This window comes from Rathayibacter sp. Leaf299 (genome assembly GCF_001423055.1).
GTDB lineage: Bacteria > Actinomycetota > Actinomycetes > Actinomycetales > Microbacteriaceae > Rathayibacter > Rathayibacter caricis.
On record NZ_LMNT01000003.1, the window covers coordinates 1 to 23,230 of the forward strand.

Consider the following 23,230-nt stretch of genomic DNA (forward strand, 5'->3'; position numbering starts at 1 on the left):
CCCACGAACAACGAACCCGCGACTACCGCGACGCCCACCTCGCCGCAGGCAAAACCACCAAAGACACCCTCCGCCTCCTCAAACGAGCCCTCTGCCGCTAACTCTTCCCCCACCTCTGCCGACCTTGACAAATAGAAGCTTCGAGACCCTTGCACCCGCGCAACGGATCCCAGGAGACCCCGTCCTGCTCGTCGGCACCGACGCGACTTCGCTCCGCTGCCCGTAGATGATCTGCCCGCGATGTCCCGGAGCGACCGGCGACAGCCCGCGAGCAGAGCCGCCCAGCGCGCCCGCAGCGCCGGAGGGCGGCGGGGGCGGCCGGTAGACTGGGGCGGCCATGATCCAGACTCTCGACCTCCGCGGCCGTCGTCCCTCCTCCGCCGAGCTGCTCGCCCTCGTGCCGCGCAACCCGGGCACCTCCGCCGACGTCGGACCGATCGTCGCCGAGCTCATCGCCGACGTCCGAGCCCGCGGCGCGGAGGCGCTCCTCGACCAGTCCGAGCGACTCGACGGAGTCCGTCAGCCGCACCTGCGGGTGCCGGCCGAGCACATCGCCGCCGCCGTCCGCGACCTCGATCCGGCCATCCGCTCGGCCCTCGACGAGGCGATCTCCCGGGTGCGGAGCGCGAGCGCCGCGCAGATCCCGCCCGAGCGGACCACCGTCCTCGACGACGGCGCCACCGTCGTCCAGCGCTGGACGCCGGTCGCCCGCGCGGGCCTCTACGTCCCCGGCGGCAAGGCCGTGTACCCCTCGAGCGTCGTGATGAACGTCGTCCCGGCTCAGGCCGCAGGCGTCGAGTCCATCGCGATCGTCTCCCCGCCGCAGAAGGCGTTCGGCGGCGCCGTCCACCCGACGATCCTGGCGGCAGCGGGTCTCCTCGGTGTCGACGAGGTCTACGCCGCAGGCGGCGCGGGCGCCGTCGCCGCCCTGGCCTACGGTGTCGAGTCGATCGGCCTCGAGCCCGTCGGCATGATCACCGGCCCCGGCAACATCTGGGTCACGACCGCGAAGCGCCAGGTGCTCGGCCAGGTCGGGATCGACTCCGAGGCCGGCCCGACGGAGATCCTCGTCATCGCCGACTCCACCGGCGATCCCCGTCTGATCGCGGCCGACCTGGTCAGCCAGGCCGAGCACGACGAGGCGGCCTCGGCCGTGCTGGTCACGGACGACGCCGAGCTGGCCCGCGCGGTCGGCGCGGAGGTCGAGCGTCAGGCCGCGACGACCCACCACTCCGCGCGCGTGGCGATCGCGCTCGACGGTCCCCAGTCGGCACTCGTCATCGTGGACGACCTCGAGACCGCCTGCGCCTTCAGCGACGCCTACGGCCCCGAGCACCTCGAGCTGCACACGAGCGACCCCGGGGCGACCGCCGCGCTCATCCACGACGCGGGCGCGATCTTCCTCGGCCCCACGGCGCCGGTCAGCCTCGGCGACTACCTGGCCGGCTCCAACCACGTGCTGCCCACGATGGGCCAGGCGCGGTTCTCCTCCGGTCTGGGCGCCTACACGTTCCTGCGCCCGCAGCAGCTCATCAGCTACGACCGCGGCGCCCTCGCTCGCGTCGCCCCGCACATCCGCGCGCTCAGCGACGCCGAGGCGCTCCCCGCGCACGGCGACGCCGTCGACGCGCGCTTCGCCTGACCCGAGAGGCACTCCGCGATGTTCTGCCCGTTCTGCCGGCACCCCGACTCCCGGGTGATCGACTCGCGCACCAGCGACGACGGCCTCTCGATCCGACGCCGGCGCCAGTGCCCCTCGTGCGGTCGCCGCTTCTCGACCACCGAGACCGCCAGCCTCGTCGTGATCAAGCGCAGCGGAGTGGTCGAGCCGTTCAGCCGCGAGAAGATCGTCAGCGGCGTGCGGAAGGCCTGCCAGGGCCGCCCCGTCACCGATTCCGATCTCGCGGTGCTCGCCCAGCGGGTGGAGGAGAGCATCCGCTCCACCGGCGCCTCGCAGATCGACGCGAACGACATCGGCCTCGCGATCCTCGCGCCGCTGCGCGAGCTCGACGAGGTCGCGTACCTGCGCTTCGCGAGCGTGTACCAGGCCTTCGACTCGCTCGACGACTTCGACTCGGCCATCACCCTCCTGCGCGCCGAGCGCAGCGGGCCTGCGCGTGACGTCGAGGAGCTCTGATGGCCGCCGTCTACCCGCTCCTGTTCCGCACGGTCCTGCGACGCATCGATCCGGAGCGCGCGCATCACCTCGCCTTCCCGGTCATCCGCGGCCTCGCCCTCGTCGCGCCCCTCGCGCGCCGGTTCACGTTGCCGAAGCACGACACCTCGGTCGAGACCCTCGGGCTGCGCTTCGCGACGCCGTTCGGAGTCGCCGCCGGCTTCGACAAGAACGCCACGGCCGTCCTGGGGCTGGGCGCGCTGGGCTTCGGGCATGTGGAGGTGGGCACGATCACGGCCCGCCCTCAGCCCGGCAACGACAGACCGCGCCTCTTCCGCCTCGTCGCGGACCGCGCCGTCATCAACCGGATGGGCTTCAACAACCTCGGGGCGCGGGCGGCCGCGGGTCGATTGGCCCGACTCCGCGGGGTCCGCGGGCGTCCGGTCATCGGCGTCAACATCGGCAAGAGCCGCGCGGTCGACGTCGACGACGCGATCGAGGACTACCTGATCAGCGCCCGGATGCTGGCGCCTCTCGCCGACTACCTGGTCGTCAACGTGAGTTCTCCGAACACCCCCGGCCTGCGCGGGCTGCAGGAGATCGACAGGCTGGAGCCCCTGCTCGCCGCAGTGAAGGACGCGGCCGACACGACTCCGCTGCTCGTGAAGATCGCCCCCGACCTCTCCGACGACGAGGTCGTGCGCGTCGCCGAGCTCGCCGTGCGCCTCGGGCTCGACGGCGTCATCGCCACGAACACGACCCTCTCCCGCGAGGGCCTCGAGACGGCCGCCTCCGTCGTCGACGCCGCCGGTGCCGGAGGGCTCTCGGGAGCCCCGCTCGCCGCCCGCTCGCTCGCCGTCCTCCGCGTGATCCGCGCCGTCGTCCCCGCGGAGTTCTGCGTCGTCTCGGTCGGAGGCGTCGAGACCGCCGCCGACGTGCAGGAGCGTCTCGCCGCCGGCGCCACCCTCGTCCAGGGCTACACCGCCTTCATCTACGAGGGCCCCCTGTGGGCTGCGAAGGTGAATCGCGCGCTGCGCTGATCCCGAGCCGGTCCCTGCCCGCGGTGCTGATCCCGAGCCGGTCCCTGCCCGGCTCGGCGCAGTCGGCCTCCCGAGGCGGTCGCGTCCTGCAGAGCGTCTTGCGCTCGGCTAGGGCGATTCGCTGACACGCGAATCACCCGTTCGCCTCCGCAAGATCTCCTCGCCGAAGACCGAACAGAGGTTATCGGTCGGACGCGTCTCGTGCTCCGCAGAGCTCTGCTCTCGGACCTCGACCGTGAGCTCGACTTCCCGACGTCGACGGATGTCGGAGGTGCTGCGAGGAGAGCAGAGGGCAGCCGCCCGACGACTCCATCATGTCGCCGTTGGAGACGGTGGAGATCAGGAAATCGACGGCATCCCGGTTGGAGGGAGCGACGACCGCTACGAAGCTCGTCGCTCCGTCGTCACTGCCCGTCCCGCGGCCGAGTCACCTCACCACTCGGGCGCGAAAAGACGAACGGTCGATCCGACCGCCAGCGGATCGACCTAGTCGGAGGCGAGACGCTCCTCGGAACGCGACCCCCTGCTCATCCGACTGCGGCGAGGCCGCAGGCCGAGCAAGCGAGCACCAGTTTTCCGAGCGAGCGCTACGCGCTCACTCGGGGAACGCCCCGCGCTTCACCTGGGGCTTGGGGAGGCGCATGACGCGGAGCTGGAGGGCGCGCATCGCGGCGTACCAGCGGATGCCCTTCTCGACCTTGTCGGCTCCGTAGCGCTCCCCGAGCTTCTTCCGCATGCGCATGCCGAGCAGCACGCAGTCGAGCACGGCGACGAGGAAGAACGCCCAGAGGACGATGAGGGTGACGTACTGGAGCTCGGGCTGCGGGAAGAAGCTCAGCAGCAGGACGACGACCATCACGGGGATGAGGAACTCGCCGAGGCTGAAGCGCGCGTCGACCCAGTCGCGCACGAACTTGCGCTGCGGGCCCTTGTCGCGCAGCGGCAGGTAGCGCTGGTCACCGGCGGCGAGGCCGATCCGGGCCTGCTCGCGCGCCACGGCGGCCTTCTCGCGGGCGTCGCGCGCGGCCTGCTTGCGATCGGTCGTCACGAGCGGACGCTGGTTGGCGAGCTCGCGCTCGCGCCGGGTCGGCGTCGGCCGCCCCTTGCCGGTCGACGGGGCCGAGTCGGCGTCGTCGGGCGTGTCGGTTGCGATCGGGTGCTTGGCCACGGTGAACGTCCTTGGAATCGAGGGTCTCTTAAGATTACCTGCATGGCCCACGACGCTCCGACTCCGACGTCCACTCTCCCAGCAGCCGAGGAGGCGGTCCTGGCCGCCGTCCGCGACGACCTGCCGCGCTCGCTCGCGGAGCTCGGGCGCCTCGTGCGCATCCCCTCCGTCTCGTGGGACGGCTTCGACGCCACCCGGGTGGCCGCGAGCGCCGAGGCGATCGCCGAGCTCGCCCGCGAGACCGGGGCCTTCGAGGACGTGTCGATCCGCCGGTCGACGATCGGCGACTCGGGAGTCCTCGGGCAGCCGGCCGTCCTCGCCACCCGTGCCGCGCGCAACGGCGCTCCCACGGTCCTCCTCTACGCGCACCACGACGTCCAGCCGCAGGGCGCCGAGACCTCGTGGGAGACCCCTCCGTTCGAGCCGACCGTGCGCGGCGACCGCCTCTACGGCCGGGGCGCGGCCGACGACAAGGCCGGAGTGGTGTCCCACCTCGCCGCCGTCCGCGCGCTGCGCGAGGTGGCGGGTGACGACCACGACCTCGGCCTCGTGCTCTTCATCGAGGGCGAGGAGGAGTTCGGCTCGCGGTCGTTCCCGACCTTCCTCCGCGAGCACCACGACGCCCTGCGCGCCGACGTCATCGTCGTCGCCGACAGCGACAACTGGGACGTGGACACTCCGTCGCTGACCGTGGGCCTGCGTGGAAACGTCACCTTCACGCTCACCGTCCGGACCCTCGACCACGCCTCCCACTCCGGGATGCTCGGCGGAGCGGTCCCGGATGCGATGCTCGCGACGGTGCGCCTGCTCTCCACCCTGTGGAACGAGGACGGCTCGGTCGCCGTCGACGGTCTGCGCGAGCACGACGGCGCCGTCCCCGAGATCACCGAGGGCGACCTCCGCCGCGACGCCGGCCTGCTCGACGGCGTCTCGCCGATCGGCTCCGGCCCCTTCCTCTCGCGGATCTGGTCCAAGCCGTCGATCACGGTCACGGGGATCGACGCCCCGAGCGTCGTGGACGCATCCAACACCCTGAGCCCCTCCGTGCGGGTCAAGATCAGCGCTCGCATCGCGCCCGGCCAGGAGGCGCCCGAGGGCTTCGCCGCGCTCGAGCGCCACCTGCGCGATCACGCTCAGTTCGGCGCCCACCTCGAGATCGACGACGTCGACACGGGGGAGCCCTTCCTCGTCGACACCTCGGGCTGGGCCGTGGGCCTCGTCAAGCAGGCGATGGCGGACGCCTGGGGCCGCGACGCACTGGAGACGAGCGCGGGAGGCAGCATCCCCTTCATCGCCGACCTCGTCCGGGAGTTCCCGGCCGCCCAGATCCTGGTGACCGGCGTGGAGGACCCCGACTCGCGCGCGCACAGCCCCAACGAGTCCCTCCACCTCGGCGTCTTCAAGCGGGCCGCGCAGACGGAGGCGCTCTTCCTGCTGCGCGCGGCGGCCCACCGCGGCTGACGCGGCCGCACGGATCCGGAATACCCGGCTCCGCGGAGCAGTTGCCACCGTAGAATCGTGTGGCATCACCGACGGCAGCACGCCGTCCCCCCGACGCCACGCCGTCATCACCGCACCGACCCCCTCGAGGAGTGACATGTCCGACACGACATCGACCGTCGACCAGAAGACCGCGCACGGCGTCTCGATGACCCCCGTCGCCGCCGCGAAGGTCAAGAGCCTCCTCGAGCAGGAGGGCCGCGACGACCTGCGCCTGCGCGTCGCCGTCCAGCCCGGTGGCTGCTCGGGTCTCATCTACCAGCTCTACTTCGACGAGCGCACCCTCGACGGCGATGCGGCGGTCGAGTTCGAGGGCGTCGGCCTCGTCGTCGACAAGATGAGCGTCCCGTACCTCGACGGCGCCTCGATCGACTTCGAGGACACCATCCAGAAGCAGGGCTTCACCATCGACAACCCCAACGCGGGCGGCAGCTGCGCCTGCGGCGACAGCTTCCACTGATCGGCGGCGGCGACACGCCGCTCCAGCACCTCCCGGACGGCGTCCGACGGCTTGCAGAAGCGGGCGGTCGGGCGCCGTCCGTCGTTCTTCGCACCCTCGGCCGCGGAGGTCAAGAGCGGCCGGCGGTGCACTCCGGTCCCGACGGGGAAGGTAGGCTGGAGCCGGTCTAATACAGTTTCGTGTGAACTGGTCCCCAGTCTTCCGAAAGGTCACCGGTGCGCTTCAATCGCCGTCTCCGCAGATGGGTCGCTGCCCCCGTTGCAGGAGCCCTCGCCCTCGTTCTCGCGGGCTGCACGCAGGAGCAGCTCCAGGGCTGGCTCCCCACCGAACCCGGCACGACGAACCACGTCGACCGGGTCATCGGGCTCTGGGTCACCTCCTGGATCGTCCTCCTCGCCGTCGGCGTCGTCACGTGGGGGCTCACGATCTGGGCCGTCGTCGTGTACCGGCGCCGCAAGGGCCAGACGGGCCTCCCGGTGCAGCTGCGCTACAACATGCCGATCGAGATCTTCTACACGATCGTGCCGCTGATCCTGGTGATCGGCTTCTTCGCCTTCACCGCCCGCGATCAGGCGGCGATCGAGGAGCCCTACGAGAACCCCGACGAGACCATCCAGGTCTACGGGAAGCAGTGGGCGTGGGACTTCAACTACGTCGACGAGGACGTGTACTCCGCTGGCATCCAGGGCCAGTACGAGTCCTCCGACGGCGACGCCAACGGCTCGCTCGTCGAGTCCGAGGTGCCCACCCTCTACCTGCCCGTCGGCGAGAAGATCAAGATCCAGCTCGACGCCCGCGATGTCATCCACTCCTTCTGGGTCGTCGACTTCCTCTACAAGAAGGACATGATCCCGGGCAAGACGAACTACATGTACGTCACGCCGCTGAAGGAGGGCACGTACGCCGGCAAGTGCGCCGAGCTCTGCGGCGAGTACCACTCCGCGATGCTCTTCAACGTCGAGGTCGTCGACCGAGACACGTACGACGACTACATCCAGTCGCTGCGCGACGCGGGCCAGACCGGCCAGCTCGGCGCGGAGTACGACCGCAACAGCAACCTTCCCGGAACCGGTGCGCCGGTCCGCACCGAGAACGAGGAGTAGGGGAGCATGAGCACCGCCACCGCACCCGCCCCGTCGTCCCGCACCTTCGGCACCCCGCCCGTCGAGCGCAAGGCGAACGTCCTCGTTCGCTGGATGACGTCCACCGACCACAAGGTCATCGGGTACATGTACCTGATCACGTCGTTCATCTACTTCTGCATCGCAGGAGTGATGGCGCTGGTGATCCGTGCCCAGCTCTTCCAGCCCGGCCTGGCCGTCGTCGAGACGCGCGAGCAGTACAACCAGCTGTTCACCATGCACGGCACGATCATGCTGCTGATGTTCGCGACGCCGCTGTTCGCCGGCTTCGCCAACGTCCTGATGCCGCTGCAGATCGGTGCCCCCGACGTCGCCTTCCCGCGACTGAACGCCTTCGCCTACTGGCTCTACAGCTTCGGCTCGCTCATCGCGGTCGCCGGCTTCGTCACTCCGCAGGGCGCCGCCTCGTTCGGATGGTTCGCCTACGCGCCGTTGTCGAGCACGACGTTCTCGCCAGGGTTGGGCGGCAACCTCTGGGTCTTCGGCCTGGGCCTGTCCGGCTTCGGCACGATCCTCGGCGCGGTGAACTTCATCACCACGATCATCACGATGCGCGCTCCGGGCATGACCATGTTCCGCATGCCGATCTTCACCTGGAACATCCTCGTGACGTCGATCCTCGTGCTGCTGGCCTTCCCGGTCCTCGCAGCGGCGATGTTCGCCCTCGGTGCCGACCGCGTCTTCGACGCCCACATCTACGACGCGGCGAACGGCGGCGTCCTGCTCTGGCAGCACCTGTTCTGGTTCTTCGGCCACCCCGAGGTGTACATCATCGCGCTGCCGTTCTTCGGCATCGTGTCCGAGGTCTTCCCGGTCTTCAGCCGCAAGCCGATCTTCGGCTACAAGACGCTGATCTACGCGACGATCGCCATCGCGGCGCTGTCCGTGACGGTCTGGGCGCACCACATGTACGTCACCGGCTCGGTGCTCCTGCCGTTCTTCTCGCTGATGACGATGCTCATCGCGGTCCCGACCGGCGTGAAGATCTTCAACTGGATCGGCACCATGTGGCGCGGGTCGGTCACGTTCGAGACCCCGATGATCTGGGCGATCGGCTTCCTGATCACCTTCACCTTCGGTGGCCTCACCGGCGTCATCCTGGCGTCCCCGCCGCTCGACTTCCACGTGTCCGACTCGTACTTCGTGGTCGCCCACTTCCACTACGTCGTGTTCGGCACCGTCGTGTTCGCGATGTTCTCGGGCTTCTACTTCTGGTGGCCCAAGTGGACCGGCAAGATGCTGAACGAGACCCTGGGCAAGTGGCACTTCTGGCTGCTGTTCATCGGCTTCCACACCACGTTCCTCATCCAGCACTGGCTCGGCGTCGTGGGCATGCCCCGCCGCTACGCGAGCTACCTCCCCGAGGACGGCTTCACCTGGATGAACCAGTTGTCGACGATCGGAGCGATGATCCTCGCGGTCTCGCTGATCCCGTTCTTCCTCAACGTGTACATCACGGCCCGCAAGGCGCCGAAGGTCACCGTGAACGACCCGTGGGGCTTCTCGCGCTCGCTCGAGTGGGCCACCTCGTGCCCGCCGCCCCGCCACAACTTCACCTCCATCCCGCGCATCCGCAGCGAGGCTCCGGCCTTCGACCTGAACCACCCCGAGGCCGGCATCCCCGTCGGAATCGGTCCGGCGAAGGACGCTCCGGACGCCCCCACGTACGACAAGTCCGAAGGCACGGTGAAGTAGGGCCATGCGCGCCAACGTCAATCTGTTCTGGCTCCTGTCCGGCTTCTTCCTCCTCGCGGCCGTCGCGTACACCGTCTGGTCGCTCATCGACACCGAGCAGGTGGAGTGGGTCGGGACCGTCGGCATCACCCTCTCAGCCGTGCTGGGCGCGTTCATCGCGTTCTACGTCGGTCGCGTGCACAAGGCGCAGGGTGCCGAACTGCCCGAGGACCGCCTCGACGCCGACATCGACGACGGGGACCCGGAGCTCGGCTTCTTCAGCCCCTGGAGCTGGTGGCCGCTGATCCTCGGCGGTGCCGCGGCTCTGGCGTTCCTCGGCCTCGCCGTCGGAATCTGGATCACGTACATCGCGGCCGGCATCTTCCTGATCGCGATCACGGGCTGGGTCTACGAGTACTACCGCGGATACTTCGCCCGCTAGGCGGAGGGCATCGGCTGAGGGCCGGGTGCGCGGGAGCGACAGCTCCCGGCACCCGGCCCTTTCGCTGTGCCCGGCAGGGCCCGCTGCCCGACAGGGCCCGCTGCCCGGCAGGGCCCGCTGCCCGGCAGGGCCTGCTGCGCGGTCGATCGGCGACGGAGGTGCACGGAATGCTCGGCGCCACGTGCCGCGTCATGTCAGCGAGCAGTTCGCCGTCGACGGAGGAACGGTCAGGGTCCGACCGTGTGGTCGCCGCGGCGCCGTGGGCCCTCAACCGTGGGGCCATGAGTGAGCCCCACGGCCGCCTCCACGGCATCCTGGACCTGTCAGCGCCACCTGGTGCTCGGAAGGCAGGAACGCGGACGGCGGTGGCCACGACGGTGGGCGGTGGCACGGCGGAGACGTGGACGAGCGGTCACCGGGTGAGCGCCCTCTCGCGCGCCCTGTCGACGTCGGATCCTCATCCCGCGCCCCGGATCGACGAGAGCCGACGCCTAGAGTTCGTTCGACGCCGACGAGAGCATCGAGCACGCCACACCGTGTCGGCCGCGTGGGAATCATGTTCGGCGGAGGCGGATGGACCCTTCAGAAGGATCGGTGGGCCGTCCCTCCGGTGTTCATCCACTCGTGAGCAAGGACGCTGACTCCAGGCTTCCCTGGTCATCAGTGACTCGCTGGCCGCCGGTGCGGATGCCCCCGGGCATCGACCACCCCCATCGTGCCACGTGACGCCGCCGTAGCCGAGATCCGGAGACTCACGGCGACCGGGGACCGCAATCTACTGATGGTCGGCCGCGCGACGACCTGGAACCCTCTGCTGCGCGAGGGCCTCGTCGACGAGCTGATCGTGCTCGTCAGGAGCCGGACTCGCCCGAGACGGCTCCTCTGTCTGCTTCGGGCCGCCCAGTCCGGGCTGCGGCTCGTCGACGCCAGGCCGCTCTCCGACTCCCGGCTCGTGCGCCTCCGCTCACGGCGTCGGCACCGATGGATCGCAGCATCGACAACCACCACCTGGCGCCCTCACCGGGCCGTCATACGACCGGCCGAGTACCACCGCCACGGCGACTCCGTCCCGACGATCACCTGCCCGGCTCTGAGAGCCGATCCGACTGCAGTGATGACGACGAACCACAGGCGCAGGTGTCATCGCGACTCGCGGCGGACGGCAACGGGGGAGAAGCGCGGAGTTCGCCCGGGAACGACGAAGGGCCCGGACGACGGATCGTCCGGGCCCTTCGGGGAGGGAGGTCAGTGCTCGCTGTGCGAGCTCTCGAGCTCCTTCTGGGTGACGGGGGTGATGCGGTCCTCGAAGAACCAGCGGGAGAGGCCGGCACGCACGCGCTGCGGAGCGGTGATGCGTCCACGCGAGTTCGGGCGGATCATCAGCGGCTCGTACTCGTCCTGGCTGACCAGCTTCCAGCGCTCGTACTCGTCGAGCTGCTGGTGCACCTCGATGAACTCGCCGCCCGGGAGGCGGACGATGCGGCCGGACTCGAAGCCGTGCAGAGCGATCTCGCGGTCCTTCTTCTGCAGGGCGAGGCAGATGCGCTTCGTGATGAAGTACGCGACGAAGGGGCCGACGATCAGGCAGAACTGCAGGGCGTGGATGACGCCCTCCATCGTGAGGTGGAAGTGCGTGGCGATGATGTCGGAGGACGCAGCAGCCCAGAGGACCGCGTAGAACGTGACTCCGGCGGCACCGATCGCCGTGCGGGTCGCGGCGTTGCGCGGGCGGTCGAGCAGGTGGTGCTCGCGCTTGTCACCCGTGATCCACGCCTCGAGGAACGGGTAGAGCATGACCGCGACGATGAACAGACCCAGGCCGACGAGCGGGATGAGGATGTTGAACGACAGCGTGCCGAGGCCCGGGATGGCCCACTCGAGTCCCGGCGGGACGAGGCGCAGCGCACCGTCCGCGAAGCCGATGTACCAGTCGGGCTGGGTGCCGGCGGACACGGGCGAGGGGTCGTAGGGGCCGTAGTTCCAGATCGGGTTGATCGTGAACAGCGACGCGATGAGGACGACGACACCGAAGACGATGAAGAAGAATCCACCGGCCTTCGCGGCGTAGACCGGGAGCACCGGGTAGCCGACGACGTTCTGCTCGGTCTTGCCCGCACCGGGGAACTGGGTGTGCTTGTGGACGACCACGAACACGAGGTGCAGGGCGATGAACGCGAGCACCAGGGCCGGCAGCAGCAGGATGTGCAGGGTGTACAGGCGGCCGACGATGTCGGTGCCCGGGAACTCGCCGCCGAAGAGCAGGAACGAGATCCAGGTGCCGACGACCGGGATGCCCTTGACCATCCCGTCGATGATGCGGAGGCCGTTGCCCGACAGCAGGTCGTCGGGGAGGGAGTAGCCGGTGAAGCCCTCGGCCATCGCGAGGATGAAGAGGACGAAGCCGATTACCCAGTTGAGCTCGCGCGGCTTGCGGAACGCGCCGGTGAAGAAGATGCGCAGCATGTGGAGGCCGATCGAGGCCACGAACAGCAGCGCCGCCCAGTGGTGGATCTGGCGCATCAGCAGGCCGCCGCGGATGTCGAAGGAGATGTCGAGCGACGAGGCCATCGCCGCGGACATCTCGATGCCCTTCATCGGCAGGTAGCTGCCCTCGTAGTGCGTCTCGACCATGGACGCCTGGAAGAAGAACGTGAGGAAGGTGCCCGACAGCAGGATGATGACGAAGCTGTAGAGCGCGACCTCGCCGAGGAGGAAGGACCAGTGGTCGGGGAAGATCTTGCGGCCGAACTCCTTGACGACGGCCGAGATGCTCGTCCGCTCGTCGATGTAGTTCGACGCTGCTCCGACATAGCCCTTCTGCAGCTTGCCGCTGCCGAGGATGACGCCGTCGTCGTTGCCCTGGGGCGACGACGAGGGTCGTGACGGTGTGGTGGTGGACATGTGAGTCATCGCTCCCAGAAGGACGGTCCGACGGGCTCCGTGAAGTCGCTCTGCGCGACCAGATAGCCCTCGTCGTCGACGGTGATGGGCAGCTGCGGAAGCGGGCGCTTCGCCGGGCCGAAGATGACGGCAGCCTCGTGCTTGATGTCGAACTGCGACTGGTGGCACGGGCACAGCAGGTGGTGGGTCTGCTGCTCGTACAGCGCCACAGGGCAGCCGACGTGCGTGCAGATCTTCGAATAGGCGACGATTCCGTCGTAGTTCCAGGTCTCTCGACCCTCGCTGACGACGAGGTCCTCGGGCTTCAGGCGCATCAGGAGGACGGAGGCCTTGGCCTTCTCCTCGAGCTTGCCCTCGACCTGCTCGAGGCCTTCGGGGATGACGTGGAAGGCGGAGCCCAGGGTGACGTCCGATGCGAGGATCGGGGCACCGGAGGGGTCCAGCGTGAGCCGGGTCCCCTCCTTCCACATGGTGGTCTTGAGGAGGGCGACCGGGTTCTGGTCCTGCGGACCGAGGCCGCGGAACAGGATGACCGCCGGCAGCGGGAAGACGACCAGCGAGGCGATCAGGCTGTTCCGGATGACGGAGCGGCGGCCGAAGCCGGACTCCTTGTCGGACTGGTCGAAGATCTCGAGGGCGCGGGCCCGGGTGTCCTCCGACGAGCGGACCGGGTGGCGGATGTCGATGCCCTCGTGGTCGGACATCAGCTGCTTGCCCCAGTGGACAGCGGCGATGCCGATCGCGAGCAGGGCGAGGGACATGCCCAGGCCGATGAACAGCGTGTTCAGGCGGACGGACTCGATCTCCTCCGTGATGGGGAAGGCCATGTACGCGGCGACCGCGAACAGGGATCCCGCGAAGGAGAGGTAGAAGAGCGTGTACACCGTGCGCTCGGCACGCTTCTCGACCTTGGGGTCGAGATCGGTCATCCGGGGGCGGTGCGGCGGGAGTCCCGGGTCCTGGACCCGGCCCCGTGTGACGACCGCGGTGCCGGCCGGAGCCGAACCGTGCCCGGTGGCCGACGAGGTGGCGAGGTCCGTGCCACCCTCATCGTGCTCTGCCATGGTTCTCCTTTTCACGCCTATCGGCTCCGGTCGGAGCCGTGGGGGTTGTCACGCCCGTCAGGGCGCGGATGTTCACTAGTTCGATCGGGCGGTGATCCACACCGTGAGCGCGACGATGGCGCCGAGGCCGAAGATCCAGAGGAAGAGGCCCTCCGCGACCGGCCCGAGGGAGCCGAGCGCGAATCCGCCCGGGGACGGGTTGGCCTCGATGTACTTGAGGTACGAGATGATGTCGCGCTTGTCCTCGGGCGAGATGTTCAGGTCGTTGAAGACCGGCATGTTCTGGGGGCCGGTGACCATCGCCTCGTAGATGTGCGCCTCGGTCACGCCGCCCAGCGGGGGAGCGAACTTGCCCTCGGTCAGCGCGCCGCCGGCTCCGGCGACGTTGTGGCACATTGCGCAGTTGATGCGGAAGAGCTCGGCACCGCTGGCGGTGTCGCCGCGGCCGTCGAGGACCTCGCCGGTGGGGATGGCAGGGCCGGGCGCGAGGGAGGCTACGTAGGCGGCCAGTTCGGCGACCTGCTCGTCGGTGAACTGCACCGGCTTCTCGAGCGCCTGCGGGCCGTGCATCTGCATCGGCATGCGGCCCGTGCCGACCTGGAAGTCGACCGAGGCGGCGCCGACGCCGATCAGCGACGGCGCGTTGTCGGTGCCCGCGGCGTCGAGGCCGTGGCAGGTCGCGCAGTTCGCGGCGAAGAGCTTCGAGCCCTCGTCGATCGTCTGCTGGCTGTTGGCGGACGTCTCGGCGGAGGCCGACGTGGCGACGCCGACGGCCGCGTAGGTGCCTCCGGTGAGTCCGAGGCCGATGGCGATCAGGGCCAGCGTGGCCAGGGGGTGTCGGCGACCCTTCTTGGCGCGGCTCTTCGTCTTCGGGGAGGCCATCGAGGCAACCTTCCTGCGGGGATCGGGGGTGGAGGAGTTCATCGGGGCGGCACCCATCACTTGAGGAAGTAGATGACCACGAAGAGGCCGACCCAGACGACGTCGACGAAGTGCCAGTAGTACGAGACGACGATGGCGCTCGTCGCCTCCTTGTGACCGAAGTTCTTGACCGCGAACGCGCGGCCGATGACGAGGAGGAAGGCGATGAGCCCGCCGGTGACGTGCAGGGCGTGGAAGCCGGTCGTGATGTAGAACGCGGAGCCGTAGGCGTTGCTCGACAGGCTCACACCCTCGGAGACGAGGGTCGCGTACTCGAAGACCTGGCCGCAGACGAAGATCGCGCCGAGCGCGTAGGTGAGGAAGAACCACTCGACCATGCCCCACTTGAACGGGCTGAGCCCGGTGGAGCGCGCCTGGAGCCGCTCGGCCGCGAACACGCCGAACTGGCACGTGAACGACGAGGCGACGAGGATCACCGTGTTGACGCTCGCGAACGGCACGTTGAGGATGCTCGTCTCGGCCTCCCACAGCTCCGGGGAGGTGCTGCGGAGGGTGAAGTAGATCGCGAACAGGCCCGCGAAGAACATGACCTCGCTGCCCAGCCAGACGATCGTTCCGACCGCGACCGGGTTGGGTCGGTTCACTACGGGCGCGGTGGCCGTGGGGGTAAGAGTGCTGCTCGTCACACAGACCATTATGGACGATGCCCGGAGGGGTGATTCGCACTTCCCGTATGCCGTTCGTACCCGGATAATCTGAGTGCCATGTCGGAAACCCTGTCCTGGCCGCGGATTCTCAGCGCTCTCCTCGAATCCTCCGATCTCAGCGTCTCGGAGGCGACCTGGGCGATGGAGCAGGTGATGCGGGGCGAGGCCACTCCGGCGCAGCTGGCGGGGCTCCTGGTGGCGCTGAGGGCGAAGGGCGAGACGGTCGACGAGATCGTCGGCTTCCGCGACGCGATCCTCGAGCACGCGGTCCCGCTGGACGTGGATCCGATGGCGCTGGACATCGTCGGGACGGGCGGCGACCGCTTCGGCACCGTCAACATCTCCTCGACCGCGTCGATCATCGCGGCGGCCGCCGGCACTCCGGTGATCAAGCACGGGAACCGGGCGGCCTCGTCGTCCTCCGGCTCCTCCGACGTGCTCGGCGCCCTCGGCGTCGACCTGAGCCTGTCGGCCGAGCGCGTGGCCGAGGCGTTCCGGCGCACCGGCATCGCGTTCGTCTTCGCGGCGATGTTCCACCCCGGCTTCCGGCACGCGGGCCCGGTGCGGGCCGAGCTCGGGATCCCCACCGTCTTCAACTTCCTCGGGCCGCTGTGCAATCCGGCGCGACCGGAGGCGTCCGCCGTCGGCGTGGCGCACCTCGACCGCGTGCCGCTGTTCGTCGGCGTGTTCCAGACCCGCGGTGCGACCGCGCTGGTGTTCCGCGGCGACGACGGGCTCGACGAGCTGACGACCACGGGGCACAGCCACATCTGGGAGGTGTCGCGCGGGCTCGTCGTCGAGCACGACCTCGATCCCCGCGATCTGGGCCTGCGCCGCGCGAGCATCGACCAGCTCCGCGGGAAGGACGCCGCGTACAACGCCCAGGTGGTCCGGTCGGTGCTCGCGGGCGACGGCGGGCCCGTGCGCGACATCGTGCTGCTGAACGCGGCGGCCGGTCTCATCGCGTTCGATCTCGCGCGCGACCCGTCCCTCATCCAGACCGCGATCCTCGACCGCTTCCGGAGCGCCATGGGGCGGGCGGCCGATGCGGTCGACTCCGGTGCCGCCACGGCCAAGCTCGACGCCTGGGTCGCGGAGACGCGACGGCAGGACTGACGCTGCGCCGGGACCGACGCGAGGGCGCGGACCGGCCCTGCCCGGACACGGCGCCAGGGCGTAACGTGGGAGCGCTGTCCGCGACGGAGCGGACCGCGATCCACCCCGAGCCGGATCGCCCCGGTCCGCGAGTGGTGGTCGGACCCTGGAGGAGACCTCGATGAAGAAGCTCATCAACGACCCCAAGAACGTCGTCGCCGAGTCCGTGGCCGGTTTCGGCCTCGCCCACGCCGATCTCGTCCGGGTCCAGGCGGACCCGCTGTTCGTCGTGCGCGTCGGCGCGCCGCGAGCGGGGAAGGTCGGCATCGTCAGCGGCGGGGGCAGCGGCCACGAGCCGCTGCACGCCGGATTCGTCGGGCACGGGATGCTCGACGCCGCGGTGCCCGGCGCCGTCTTCACCTCGCCCACTCCCGATCCGATCGTCGCGGCGACGCAGGCGGTCGACGGCGGTGCGGGCGTGCTGCACCTCGTGAAGAACTACACCGGCGACGTGCTGAACTTCGAGACCGCCGCCGATCTCGCGGCGGCGGAGGGCGTCGAGGTCCGCTCGGTCGTCATCGACGACGACGTGGCGGTCAAGGACTCGCTCTACACGGCCGGGCGCCGCGGGGTGGCGGGCACCGTCCTCGTCGAGAAGATCGCCGGCGCGGCAGCCGAGCGCGGCGACTCCCTCGACGAGGTCGCAGCGATCGCCGAGGCCGTGAACGCGAACGTGCGGTCGATGGGAGTCGCTCTCTCGCCGTGCATCGTGCCGCATGCGGGAGAGCCGAGCTTCGAGCTCGGCGAGGACGAGATCGAGATCGGGATCGGCATCCACGGCGAGCCGGGCCGCGAGAAGATCGCGCTCGAGCCGGCGGACCGGATCGTGGACCGCATCCTCGGCCCGATCCTCGAGGACCTGCCCTTCTCCTCCGGTGACAGCGTGCTGCTGTTCGTGAACGGCATGGGCGGCACGCCGCAGATCGAGCTCTACATCGCGTACCGCCGGGCCGCGGAGGTGCTCGCGGAGAAGGGCATCGAGGTGACGCGCAGCCTCGTCGGCAACTACGTCACCTCGCTCGAGATGCAGGGGTTCTCGCTGAGCGTGCTGAAGCTGGATGCGGCGATGACCGAGCTCTGGGACGCCCCTGTCGAGACGGCCGCGCTGCGCTGGGGACGCTGATCGACGAGGACGGCGCTCGGGCCGCACACGACACGACGGCCGCGGGAGCGGTCGCAGGAGAGGGAACGATGCAGGACGGACGGACGGCGCTGGACGCCGAGTGGGCACTCGCGTGGGTGCGCGCGGCGGCGGAGTCGATCTCGCAGCACCGCGTGGAGCTGATCACGCTCGACCGGGCGATCGGCGACGGCGATCACGGCGAGAACATGGACCGCGGATTCCAGGCGGTGGTCGCGAAGCTGGACGCCGTCGGCGGCGGGGCGACCCCCGCCGAGGTGCTCAAGCTGGTCGCGACGACGCTGATCTCGACGGTGGGCGGCGCCTCCGGTCCGCTCTTCGGCACGGCGTTCCTCAAGGCCTCGGGAGCGGTCGCCGGTCTCGAGCAGCTGGACGGGCCTGCGCTGGTGGCGCTGCTGACCGCCGCGCGCGACGGGATCGTGCTCCGGGGGAAGGCGGAGGCTGGGGACAAGACGATGGTCGACGCGTGGATCCCGGCCGTGGAGGCCGCGGAGGCCGCCGTCTCGGCGGGTGCCGCGCCGGGCGCGGTGCTGAGCGCGGCGGCGGACGCGGCGCAGGCCGGAGCGGAGTCGACCGATCCGCTCGTCGCCCGCAAGGGCAGGGCCAGCTACCTGGGGGAGCGGGCCATCGGGCACCGCGACCCGGGGAGCGTGTCGACCGTGCTGCTGCTGCGCGCGGCGGCCGAGGCGGCGGCATGAGCGTCGGGCTCGTCCTCGTCTCGCACAGCGCACGCCTCGCGGAGGGACTGGCGGAGCTCGCAGCGCAGATGGCGCCCTCCGTCGCGCTCATCGCCGCGGGTGGCACGGACGACGGCGGGATCGGCACCAGCTTCGACCGGATCACGGCGGCTCTCGCCGAGGCGGACTCGGGCGAGGGCGCCGTGGTCCTCTGCGACCTCGGATCCGCGATCATGACGGCCGAGACGGCGCTGGAGTTCCTGGACGACGACGCGAGGGACCGCGCGCGCCTGGTTGACGCTCCGCTCGTCGAGGGCGCGGTGGCGGCGGCGGTGGCGGCCGAGACGGGGGCTTCGCTCGACGACGTCGTGCTGGCCGCGGAGTCGGCTCGGGGAGGCGCGGGGTCCGCCCCCCAGGAGCAGCTCGCGGCGGCGCAGGTCCGGCGCAGCGTCGTGCTGATCAACCCGAACGGGCTGCACGCGCGGCCGGCCGCCGAGTTCGTCACGCTGGCGAGCGCGTTCGATGCGCGGATCGACGCGAACGGCAAGGACGCGACCAGCCTGCTCGGTGTTATGTCGCTGGGCTTGAACCGGGGGGACGAGGTCGTGATCTCGGCGACGGGCTCCCAGGCCGACGAGGCCGTGCGACGACTCGGCGACCTCGTCGAGTCGGGCTTCGGCGAGGTCTGACGCACCGGCGCTCCGTCAGGTCGCGGCTCCTAGGCTGTGGCCATGGCCCTGCGCGGAACCCGACCCCCGATCGTCCTCCTCCGCCGCCTCACGGCGGTGCCGCGGGCGGTCCGCCGCGCGGACGCCCGCGCAGCGCGGCGGTTGAACGCTCGACGCGCCTCCCCGGCTCTCGACGGCGCGCTCGTCGGACTCTCCCGTGCGGCTGATCACGGCGTGCTGTGGTTCGCTCTCGGTGCGGTGCTGCTGGCCGCCGGGCGCCCGCGGGAGGCGGCGCGCGGCGTGCTCTCGCTGAGCGCGGCGAGTGCGGCGGCGAACCTGATCGGCAAGCGCCTCTTCGGCGGCGACCGCCCGCTGGTCGTCGATGTACCCGTGGGGCGCAGGCTCGCCCGCGTGCCCACGTCCCCGTCGTTCCCCTCCGGCCATGCGGCGAGCGCCGCCGCCTTCGCCGCGGGCGTGGCTCTCGAGAACCCGAAGGTCGGCGCGGCGGTCGCTCCGCTGGCCGCCGCGGTGGCCTTCTCGCGACTGCACGTGGGCGTGCACTGGCTGTCGGACGTGCTGGGCGGTGCCGCGCTCGGCGCGGTGGTCGCGACGCTGGGGCGAGTGCTGGTGCCGGCCACTCCGCGGCACGTCCCGGTCTCGGAGCGCGCGACGCTGCCGCCGGTCGACACCCGCCCCCTCGGCGACGGCGCGTCACTGCTCGTGGTGCTGAACCCGGGTGCGGGTCGCGACTCCCACCGGCCCGATCCGGAGCCGATGATCCTCGAGCGCTTCCCGAAGGCCCGGGTCCACCGCCTGGAGGACGGGGAGGAGCTCGCCGACGTCGTGCGCGCGGCGCGGGCGGGTGATGCGCCCCCGGAGGTCCTCGGCGTCTACGGCGGCGACGGGACGATGTCGGTCGGCGCCGCGCTCGCGAGGGCCGAGGGGATGACGCTGCTGGTGCTGCCCGGCGGCACCATGAACCACTTCGCCAAGGCGCTGGGGCTGCTGACGATCGAGGACGCCCTCGACGCGGCCGCGCACGGCGAGAGACGGGACGTGGACGTGGCGGAGGTCGTCGCGGGCGACTCCGAGCCGGTGACGGTGCTGAACACGGTCTCGGTCGGCGTCTACCCGGAGTTCGTCGCCGCGCGCGAGAAGCACGAGAAGGTGCTCGGCAAGCCCGTCTCGGCGGTGCTCGCCGCTCTGCGGGTGGTGCGCGGCACCGACCCGTTCGAGTTGCGGCGCGAGGGGCGGAGCGAGCTCGTGTGGTCCTACTTCGTCGGCGTCAATCAGGAGCACCCGCGGACGGCGACCCCCCTCGCGCGTCGACGCCTCGACGACGGGCAGCTGGACGTGCGCATCCTGCACTCGGGTCGTCGGCCGCGCACCCGGGGCGCGATCTCGCTCGTGCTCGGCCGCACCGCGACTCCGATCGTCGGGCGGGTGCCCGGCTGGCGAGCTCCCGTCGTGGAGTCGTACTCGACCGACCGGCTGACGATCTCGGTGCGTCGACCGGGCGGGGAGGACCCGGGCTGGGCGCACGACGGCGAGACCGAGGTCTTCGACGGCCGGCGCGACGGCTACGAGGAGGCGTCGGTGCGGATCGTGCGGCTGGCGCTCCGGGTCTACGCGACCGCCGACTGAGACGCGGCCGGGCGCGACTCCTGGGGCCGGTGCGGCTTCTGCCGGGCCGGCGCGCCGGCGGCCGGCTACGACGACGGCGAGCCGCTCGAGAGCCCCGCCTCGAGCGCGTCGAGGATCGGCAGCTGACCGGCGACGATCCCGCCCCGCGCCTCGGCCGCGCTCATCCAGCGAGCCGTCTCGATCTCGGGGTACTCGCGGACGACGCCCGAACCTCGCGGCCACTCGAGCTCGAAGGTGTTGCTCGTGACGAAGCGCACGTCGTCGCCCCCACCGCCCGCGAACACCGTGACGATCTTGCCGGAGGACTGCCGGAACGCGCCGAGGCGCCGGTAGTCGAGGTCGGGAGCGGGAACGCCGATCTCCTCCTCGAACTCGCGCCTCGCCGCGTCCAGCGGCGCCTCCTCCTCCGTGTACAGGCCCTTCGGGATCGACCACGCGCGCGGACGCCTCGTCCACAGCGGTCCGCCCATCCGTCCGAGGAACACCTCGAGACCCTCCGGGCCGGTGCGGTGCAGGAGGAGGCCCGCGCTCGTCGGGGCGGTCATCGCGGGCACCTGGTCATCCCGCCATCCTGCCCCTCCCGCGTGGAAGGATCGAGAGGATCGACCGCGACGCACGGAGTGGACCATGGACAGCACCGAGATCCTGCGCGGACTGCAGGACGCCGTCGGCGAGGCGCTCGTCGTCGCCGGACCGGACTTCGAGGCGGTGCACACCGACAAGTCGGGCTTCGCCACGGGGGAGCGCGCGCTCGCCCTGGTGCTCGCGCGCTCCGTCGAGGACGTCCAGGTCGTACTGCGCCTCGCGACCGCGCACCGCGTGCCGGTCGTCCCGCGGGGAGCCGGCACCGGGCTGGCCGCCGGGGCCGTCGCCACGAGCGGCGCGATCGTGCTCTCGACCGCGCGCATGGACCGGATCCTCGAGATCTCGCTCGAGGACGAGCTGGCCGTCGTGGAGCCGGGAGTGATCAACCAGGCGCTCTCGGACGCCGTCGCCGCCGACGGGCTGATCTTCTCGCCCGATCCCGCGAGCAAGGCGATCTCGAGCATCGGCGGCAACATCGCCACCAACGCCGGCGGCCTGCTCTGCGCGAAGTACGGAGTGACGCGGGAGGCCGTGCTGGGCCTGGCGGTGGTGCTGCCGGACGGGCGGCTGGTGCGCACCGGGCGGCGCAGCGTCAAGGGCGTGACCGGCTACGACCTCACCGCGCTGCTGACCGGGTCGGAGGGGACGCTCGGCGTGATCGTCGAGGCGACGGTGAAGCTGCGTCCCCTCCCGCAGGGGCCCGTCGTGACGATCGGCGCGTACTTTCCGAGCGTGGTCGCCGCCGCAGCGGCCGCCGCGGCCGTGACCGCGGCGCGGCTCCGACCGGCGGTCATGGAGCTGATGGACGAGGCGGCGCTCGCTGCGATCGGCCGCTACACGGGCACGGTGCTCGACCGCGGTGCGGCCTACCTCCTCGTGCAGACCGACGACGGGGGAGCCCGCGACGAGGCTCGGCGGATCCTCGGGATCGTCGTGCGCGCGGGCGGCGACGCGGAGTCCACGGAGGACCGGGCCGCCGGGGAGGCGCTGCTCGCGGTGCGCCGAGCGTTCCACCCCGCGCTGGAGGCCGAGGGCGAGGTCCTGATCGAGGACGTCTGCGTGCCCCGCTCGGCGCTGCCCGCGATGTTCGCGGCGATCAGGGGCATCGAGGAGCGGACCGGACTGTCGATCCCCACGGTCGCCCACGCGGGCGACGGCAACCTGCATCCGAACTTCGTGCTGCCCGCGGGTGCGCACGAGGTCGGAGAGGAGGTCTGGGAGGCGGCCGCCGAGCTCTTCCGCACGGCGGTGTCGCTCGGAGGCACCCTGACCGGCGAGCACGGCGTGGGGCTCCTCAAGCGGCGCTGGCTCGAGGAGGAGCTGGGGGAGGACTCGACGGCCCTGCAGCGGGGGATCAAGGCGGTGTTCGACCCGCTGGGGATCATGAACCCGGGGAAGGTCTTCTGACGCGTCAGGCGGGCAGGAGCTCCGAGACGAGCAGCGCGGCGGTCAGCACCGTCGTCGCGGCGGACATCAGCCAGTAGAGGATCGTCTCGCGCCACGAGCCGGCCGAGCCGAGGACCGGCAGCGCGGCGTACCCGCCGGAGGTCCAGAGGCGTCGCAGCACCGGGATGCGGCGGACCGCCCGGGGCGCCCGGATCCGCAGCGGCCAGAGCCAGTTGATCCCCTCGGTGGTCAGCGCGTCGCCGGCGATGTGCACGAAGTAGCCCAGGGTGGCCGCCACGCGCAGCCACGCCCAGCTGCCGTCGGCGAGGCCGATCAGGAGCCCGGTGACCACCGCTGCGACGGCCCAGGCGAGCGGCCAGGACCGGGCGGTCCTGGTGGCCTTCGCCGCGAAGGCGAGCGCGGGGAGCGTCAGCAGCGCCGCGAGGGACACGGTGCCCAGCGGAGGGAGCGGGAAGCGCACCGCCGTCAGGACCGGCACGAGGTACCAGACCACGGCGACGGCGAGCAGCGAGTGCATGCCGTGGCGGTGCCCGCCGCTGATGCGCCCGGCGGTGGCCGTCAGGATCGACGCGCCCGGTGCGGAGCGGGAGATGGTCGCACGGGCGTGGTCGGCATCGGGGGCGAGCGCCCATCCCGCGGCGACCCCGAGACCGACGAGACGGATGTCGAGCGGCAGATCCGCGACTCCGAGCGGACCGGCGATCGCCGGCACGGAGGTGGCCACCGACCAGGCGAGAGCGCCGGAGACGGCGTGGGAGCGGCCCATCACGGCGGGTGGCACCTCGTGGTCGGATCGGAGCGGGACGGCGATGCCCGGGAGGGGCACGAGAAAACCCCCGGTACCGCGCTGCTGCACG

At 70.9% G+C, this 23,230-nt stretch carries 21 protein-coding genes; 14 read left to right on the forward strand and 7 right to left on the reverse strand.

The window, feature by feature from the left end:
* Window positions 1-337: 337 nt before the first annotated feature.
* From hisD to ASF48_RS11615, 3 genes are read left to right on the forward strand one after another with little or no spacing between them, the layout of a single operon-like run.
* On the forward strand, window positions 338-1,642 hold the full coding sequence (gene hisD, locus ASF48_RS11605) for a histidinol dehydrogenase (RefSeq protein WP_055791648.1): 1,305 nt from the start codon (window positions 338-340) through the stop codon (window positions 1,640-1,642).
* An 18-nt stretch (window positions 1,643-1,660) separates the two neighbouring features.
* Window positions 1,661-2,137: a transcriptional regulator NrdR gene (nrdR, locus tag ASF48_RS11610; protein WP_055791651.1), complete on the forward strand. Its 477-nt coding sequence runs from the start codon at window positions 1,661-1,663 to the stop codon at window positions 2,135-2,137.
* Complete coding sequence (locus tag ASF48_RS11615) at window positions 2,137-3,156, forward strand: quinone-dependent dihydroorotate dehydrogenase (RefSeq protein ID WP_055791653.1); 1,020 nt, start codon at window positions 2,137-2,139, stop codon at window positions 3,154-3,156. Before nrdR ends, ASF48_RS11615 begins: the two co-directional genes overlap by 1 nt.
* A 595-nt stretch (window positions 3,157-3,751) precedes the next feature.
* Here the strand turns inward: ASF48_RS11615 and ASF48_RS11620 are convergent.
* Window positions 3,752-4,324, reverse strand: coding sequence for a DUF3043 domain-containing protein (locus ASF48_RS11620; RefSeq protein ID WP_082481389.1), 573 nt, complete (start codon window positions 4,322-4,324; stop codon window positions 3,752-3,754).
* Between the two features lie 42 nt (window positions 4,325-4,366).
* Here ASF48_RS11620 and ASF48_RS11625 point away from each other — a divergent pair, with 42 nt between their 5' ends.
* The 5 genes from ASF48_RS11625 to ASF48_RS11645 all read left to right on the forward strand — a co-directional run bounded on the left by ASF48_RS11625 (window position 4,367) and on the right by ASF48_RS11645 (window position 9,542).
* Window positions 4,367-5,785 carry a dipeptidase gene (locus ASF48_RS11625; RefSeq protein ID WP_055791656.1) on the forward strand — a complete coding sequence of 473 codons (1,419 nt, stop codon included), beginning with the start codon at window positions 4,367-4,369 and terminating at the stop codon, window positions 5,783-5,785.
* Between the two features lie 136 nt (window positions 5,786-5,921).
* Window positions 5,922-6,284, forward strand: coding sequence for an iron-sulfur cluster insertion protein ErpA (gene erpA / locus ASF48_RS11630; protein ID WP_055791660.1), 363 nt, complete (start codon window positions 5,922-5,924; stop codon window positions 6,282-6,284).
* Window positions 6,285-6,499: 215 nt separating this feature from the next.
* The gene (gene ctaC / locus ASF48_RS11635) at window positions 6,500-7,387 is read left to right on the forward strand and encodes an aa3-type cytochrome oxidase subunit II (RefSeq protein WP_055791662.1); all 888 of its coding nucleotides are present in this window, start codon (window positions 6,500-6,502) and stop codon (window positions 7,385-7,387) included.
* A gap of 6 nt (window positions 7,388-7,393) precedes the next feature.
* Window positions 7,394-9,121, forward strand: a complete 1,728-nt coding sequence (gene ctaD / locus ASF48_RS11640) for an aa3-type cytochrome oxidase subunit I (RefSeq protein WP_055791665.1) — start codon at window positions 7,394-7,396, stop codon at window positions 9,119-9,121.
* A gap of 4 nt (window positions 9,122-9,125) precedes the next feature.
* Window positions 9,126-9,542 (forward strand): cytochrome c oxidase subunit 4, encoded by a 417-nt coding sequence (locus ASF48_RS11645; RefSeq protein WP_055791667.1) that lies wholly within the window; start codon window positions 9,126-9,128, stop codon window positions 9,540-9,542.
* A 1,245-nt stretch (window positions 9,543-10,787) separates the two neighbouring features.
* On the opposite strand, the gene qcrB is transcribed toward ASF48_RS11645, so the two are convergent.
* The 4 genes from qcrB to ctaE form a co-directional block, all read right to left on the reverse strand.
* Window positions 10,788-12,443, reverse strand: coding sequence for a cytochrome bc1 complex cytochrome b subunit (qcrB, locus tag ASF48_RS11650; protein ID WP_055791671.1), 1,656 nt, complete (start codon window positions 12,441-12,443; stop codon window positions 10,788-10,790).
* A 5-nt stretch (window positions 12,444-12,448) separates the two neighbouring features.
* Entirely contained in the window at window positions 12,449-13,507 is a 1,059-nt protein-coding gene (gene qcrA, locus ASF48_RS11655) for a cytochrome bc1 complex Rieske iron-sulfur subunit (RefSeq protein WP_055791673.1), read from the reverse strand.
* Window positions 13,508-13,582: 75 nt separating this feature from the next.
* A complete protein-coding gene (qcrC, locus tag ASF48_RS11660; RefSeq protein ID WP_055791677.1) occupies window positions 13,583-14,389 on the reverse strand; it encodes a cytochrome bc1 complex diheme cytochrome c subunit in 807 nt (268 codons plus the stop codon).
* Window positions 14,390-14,445: 56 nt separating this feature from the next.
* Window positions 14,446-15,084: an aa3-type cytochrome oxidase subunit III gene (gene ctaE / locus ASF48_RS11665; RefSeq protein WP_055791679.1), complete on the reverse strand. Its 639-nt coding sequence runs from the start codon at window positions 15,082-15,084 to the stop codon at window positions 14,446-14,448.
* A gap of 69 nt (window positions 15,085-15,153) precedes the next feature.
* Here ctaE and trpD point away from each other — a divergent pair, with 69 nt between their 5' ends.
* The 5 genes from trpD (at window position 15,154) to ASF48_RS11690 (ending at window position 20,381) form a co-directional block, all read left to right on the forward strand.
* Window positions 15,154-16,212 (forward strand): anthranilate phosphoribosyltransferase, encoded by a 1,059-nt coding sequence (gene trpD, locus ASF48_RS11670; protein ID WP_055791681.1) that lies wholly within the window; start codon window positions 15,154-15,156, stop codon window positions 16,210-16,212.
* A gap of 160 nt (window positions 16,213-16,372) precedes the next feature.
* Window positions 16,373-17,374, forward strand: coding sequence for a dihydroxyacetone kinase subunit DhaK (gene dhaK, locus ASF48_RS11675; protein ID WP_055791684.1), 1,002 nt, complete (start codon window positions 16,373-16,375; stop codon window positions 17,372-17,374).
* A gap of 68 nt (window positions 17,375-17,442) precedes the next feature.
* Window positions 17,443-18,090, forward strand: coding sequence for a dihydroxyacetone kinase subunit DhaL (dhaL, locus tag ASF48_RS11680; protein WP_055791687.1), 648 nt, complete (start codon window positions 17,443-17,445; stop codon window positions 18,088-18,090).
* Window positions 18,087-18,758, forward strand: coding sequence for a dihydroxyacetone kinase phosphoryl donor subunit DhaM (gene dhaM, locus ASF48_RS11685; protein ID WP_055791690.1), 672 nt, complete (start codon window positions 18,087-18,089; stop codon window positions 18,756-18,758). The genes dhaL and dhaM overlap by 4 nt, the downstream gene beginning before the upstream one ends.
* 42 nt (window positions 18,759-18,800) lie before the next feature.
* Window positions 18,801-20,381: a bifunctional phosphatase PAP2/diacylglycerol kinase family protein gene (locus ASF48_RS11690; RefSeq protein ID WP_082481391.1), complete on the forward strand. Its 1,581-nt coding sequence runs from the start codon at window positions 18,801-18,803 to the stop codon at window positions 20,379-20,381.
* Window positions 20,382-20,446: 65 nt separating this feature from the next.
* Here the strand turns inward: ASF48_RS11690 and ASF48_RS11695 are convergent, their stop codons facing one another.
* A complete protein-coding gene (locus ASF48_RS11695) occupies window positions 20,447-20,926 on the reverse strand; it encodes an NUDIX domain-containing protein (protein ID WP_055793070.1) in 480 nt (159 codons plus the stop codon).
* Between the two features lie 82 nt (window positions 20,927-21,008).
* Between ASF48_RS11695 and ASF48_RS11700 the strand changes: the two genes are divergently transcribed.
* Complete coding sequence (locus tag ASF48_RS11700; RefSeq protein WP_055791693.1) at window positions 21,009-22,373, forward strand: FAD-binding oxidoreductase; 1,365 nt, start codon at window positions 21,009-21,011, stop codon at window positions 22,371-22,373.
* Window positions 22,374-22,377: 4 nt separating this feature from the next.
* On the opposite strand, the gene ASF48_RS11705 is transcribed toward ASF48_RS11700, so the two are convergent.
* Window positions 22,378-23,199: a metal-dependent hydrolase gene (locus ASF48_RS11705; RefSeq protein ID WP_157603165.1), complete on the reverse strand. Its 822-nt coding sequence runs from the start codon at window positions 23,197-23,199 to the stop codon at window positions 22,378-22,380.
* Between the last annotated feature and the right edge of the window lie 31 nt (window positions 23,200-23,230).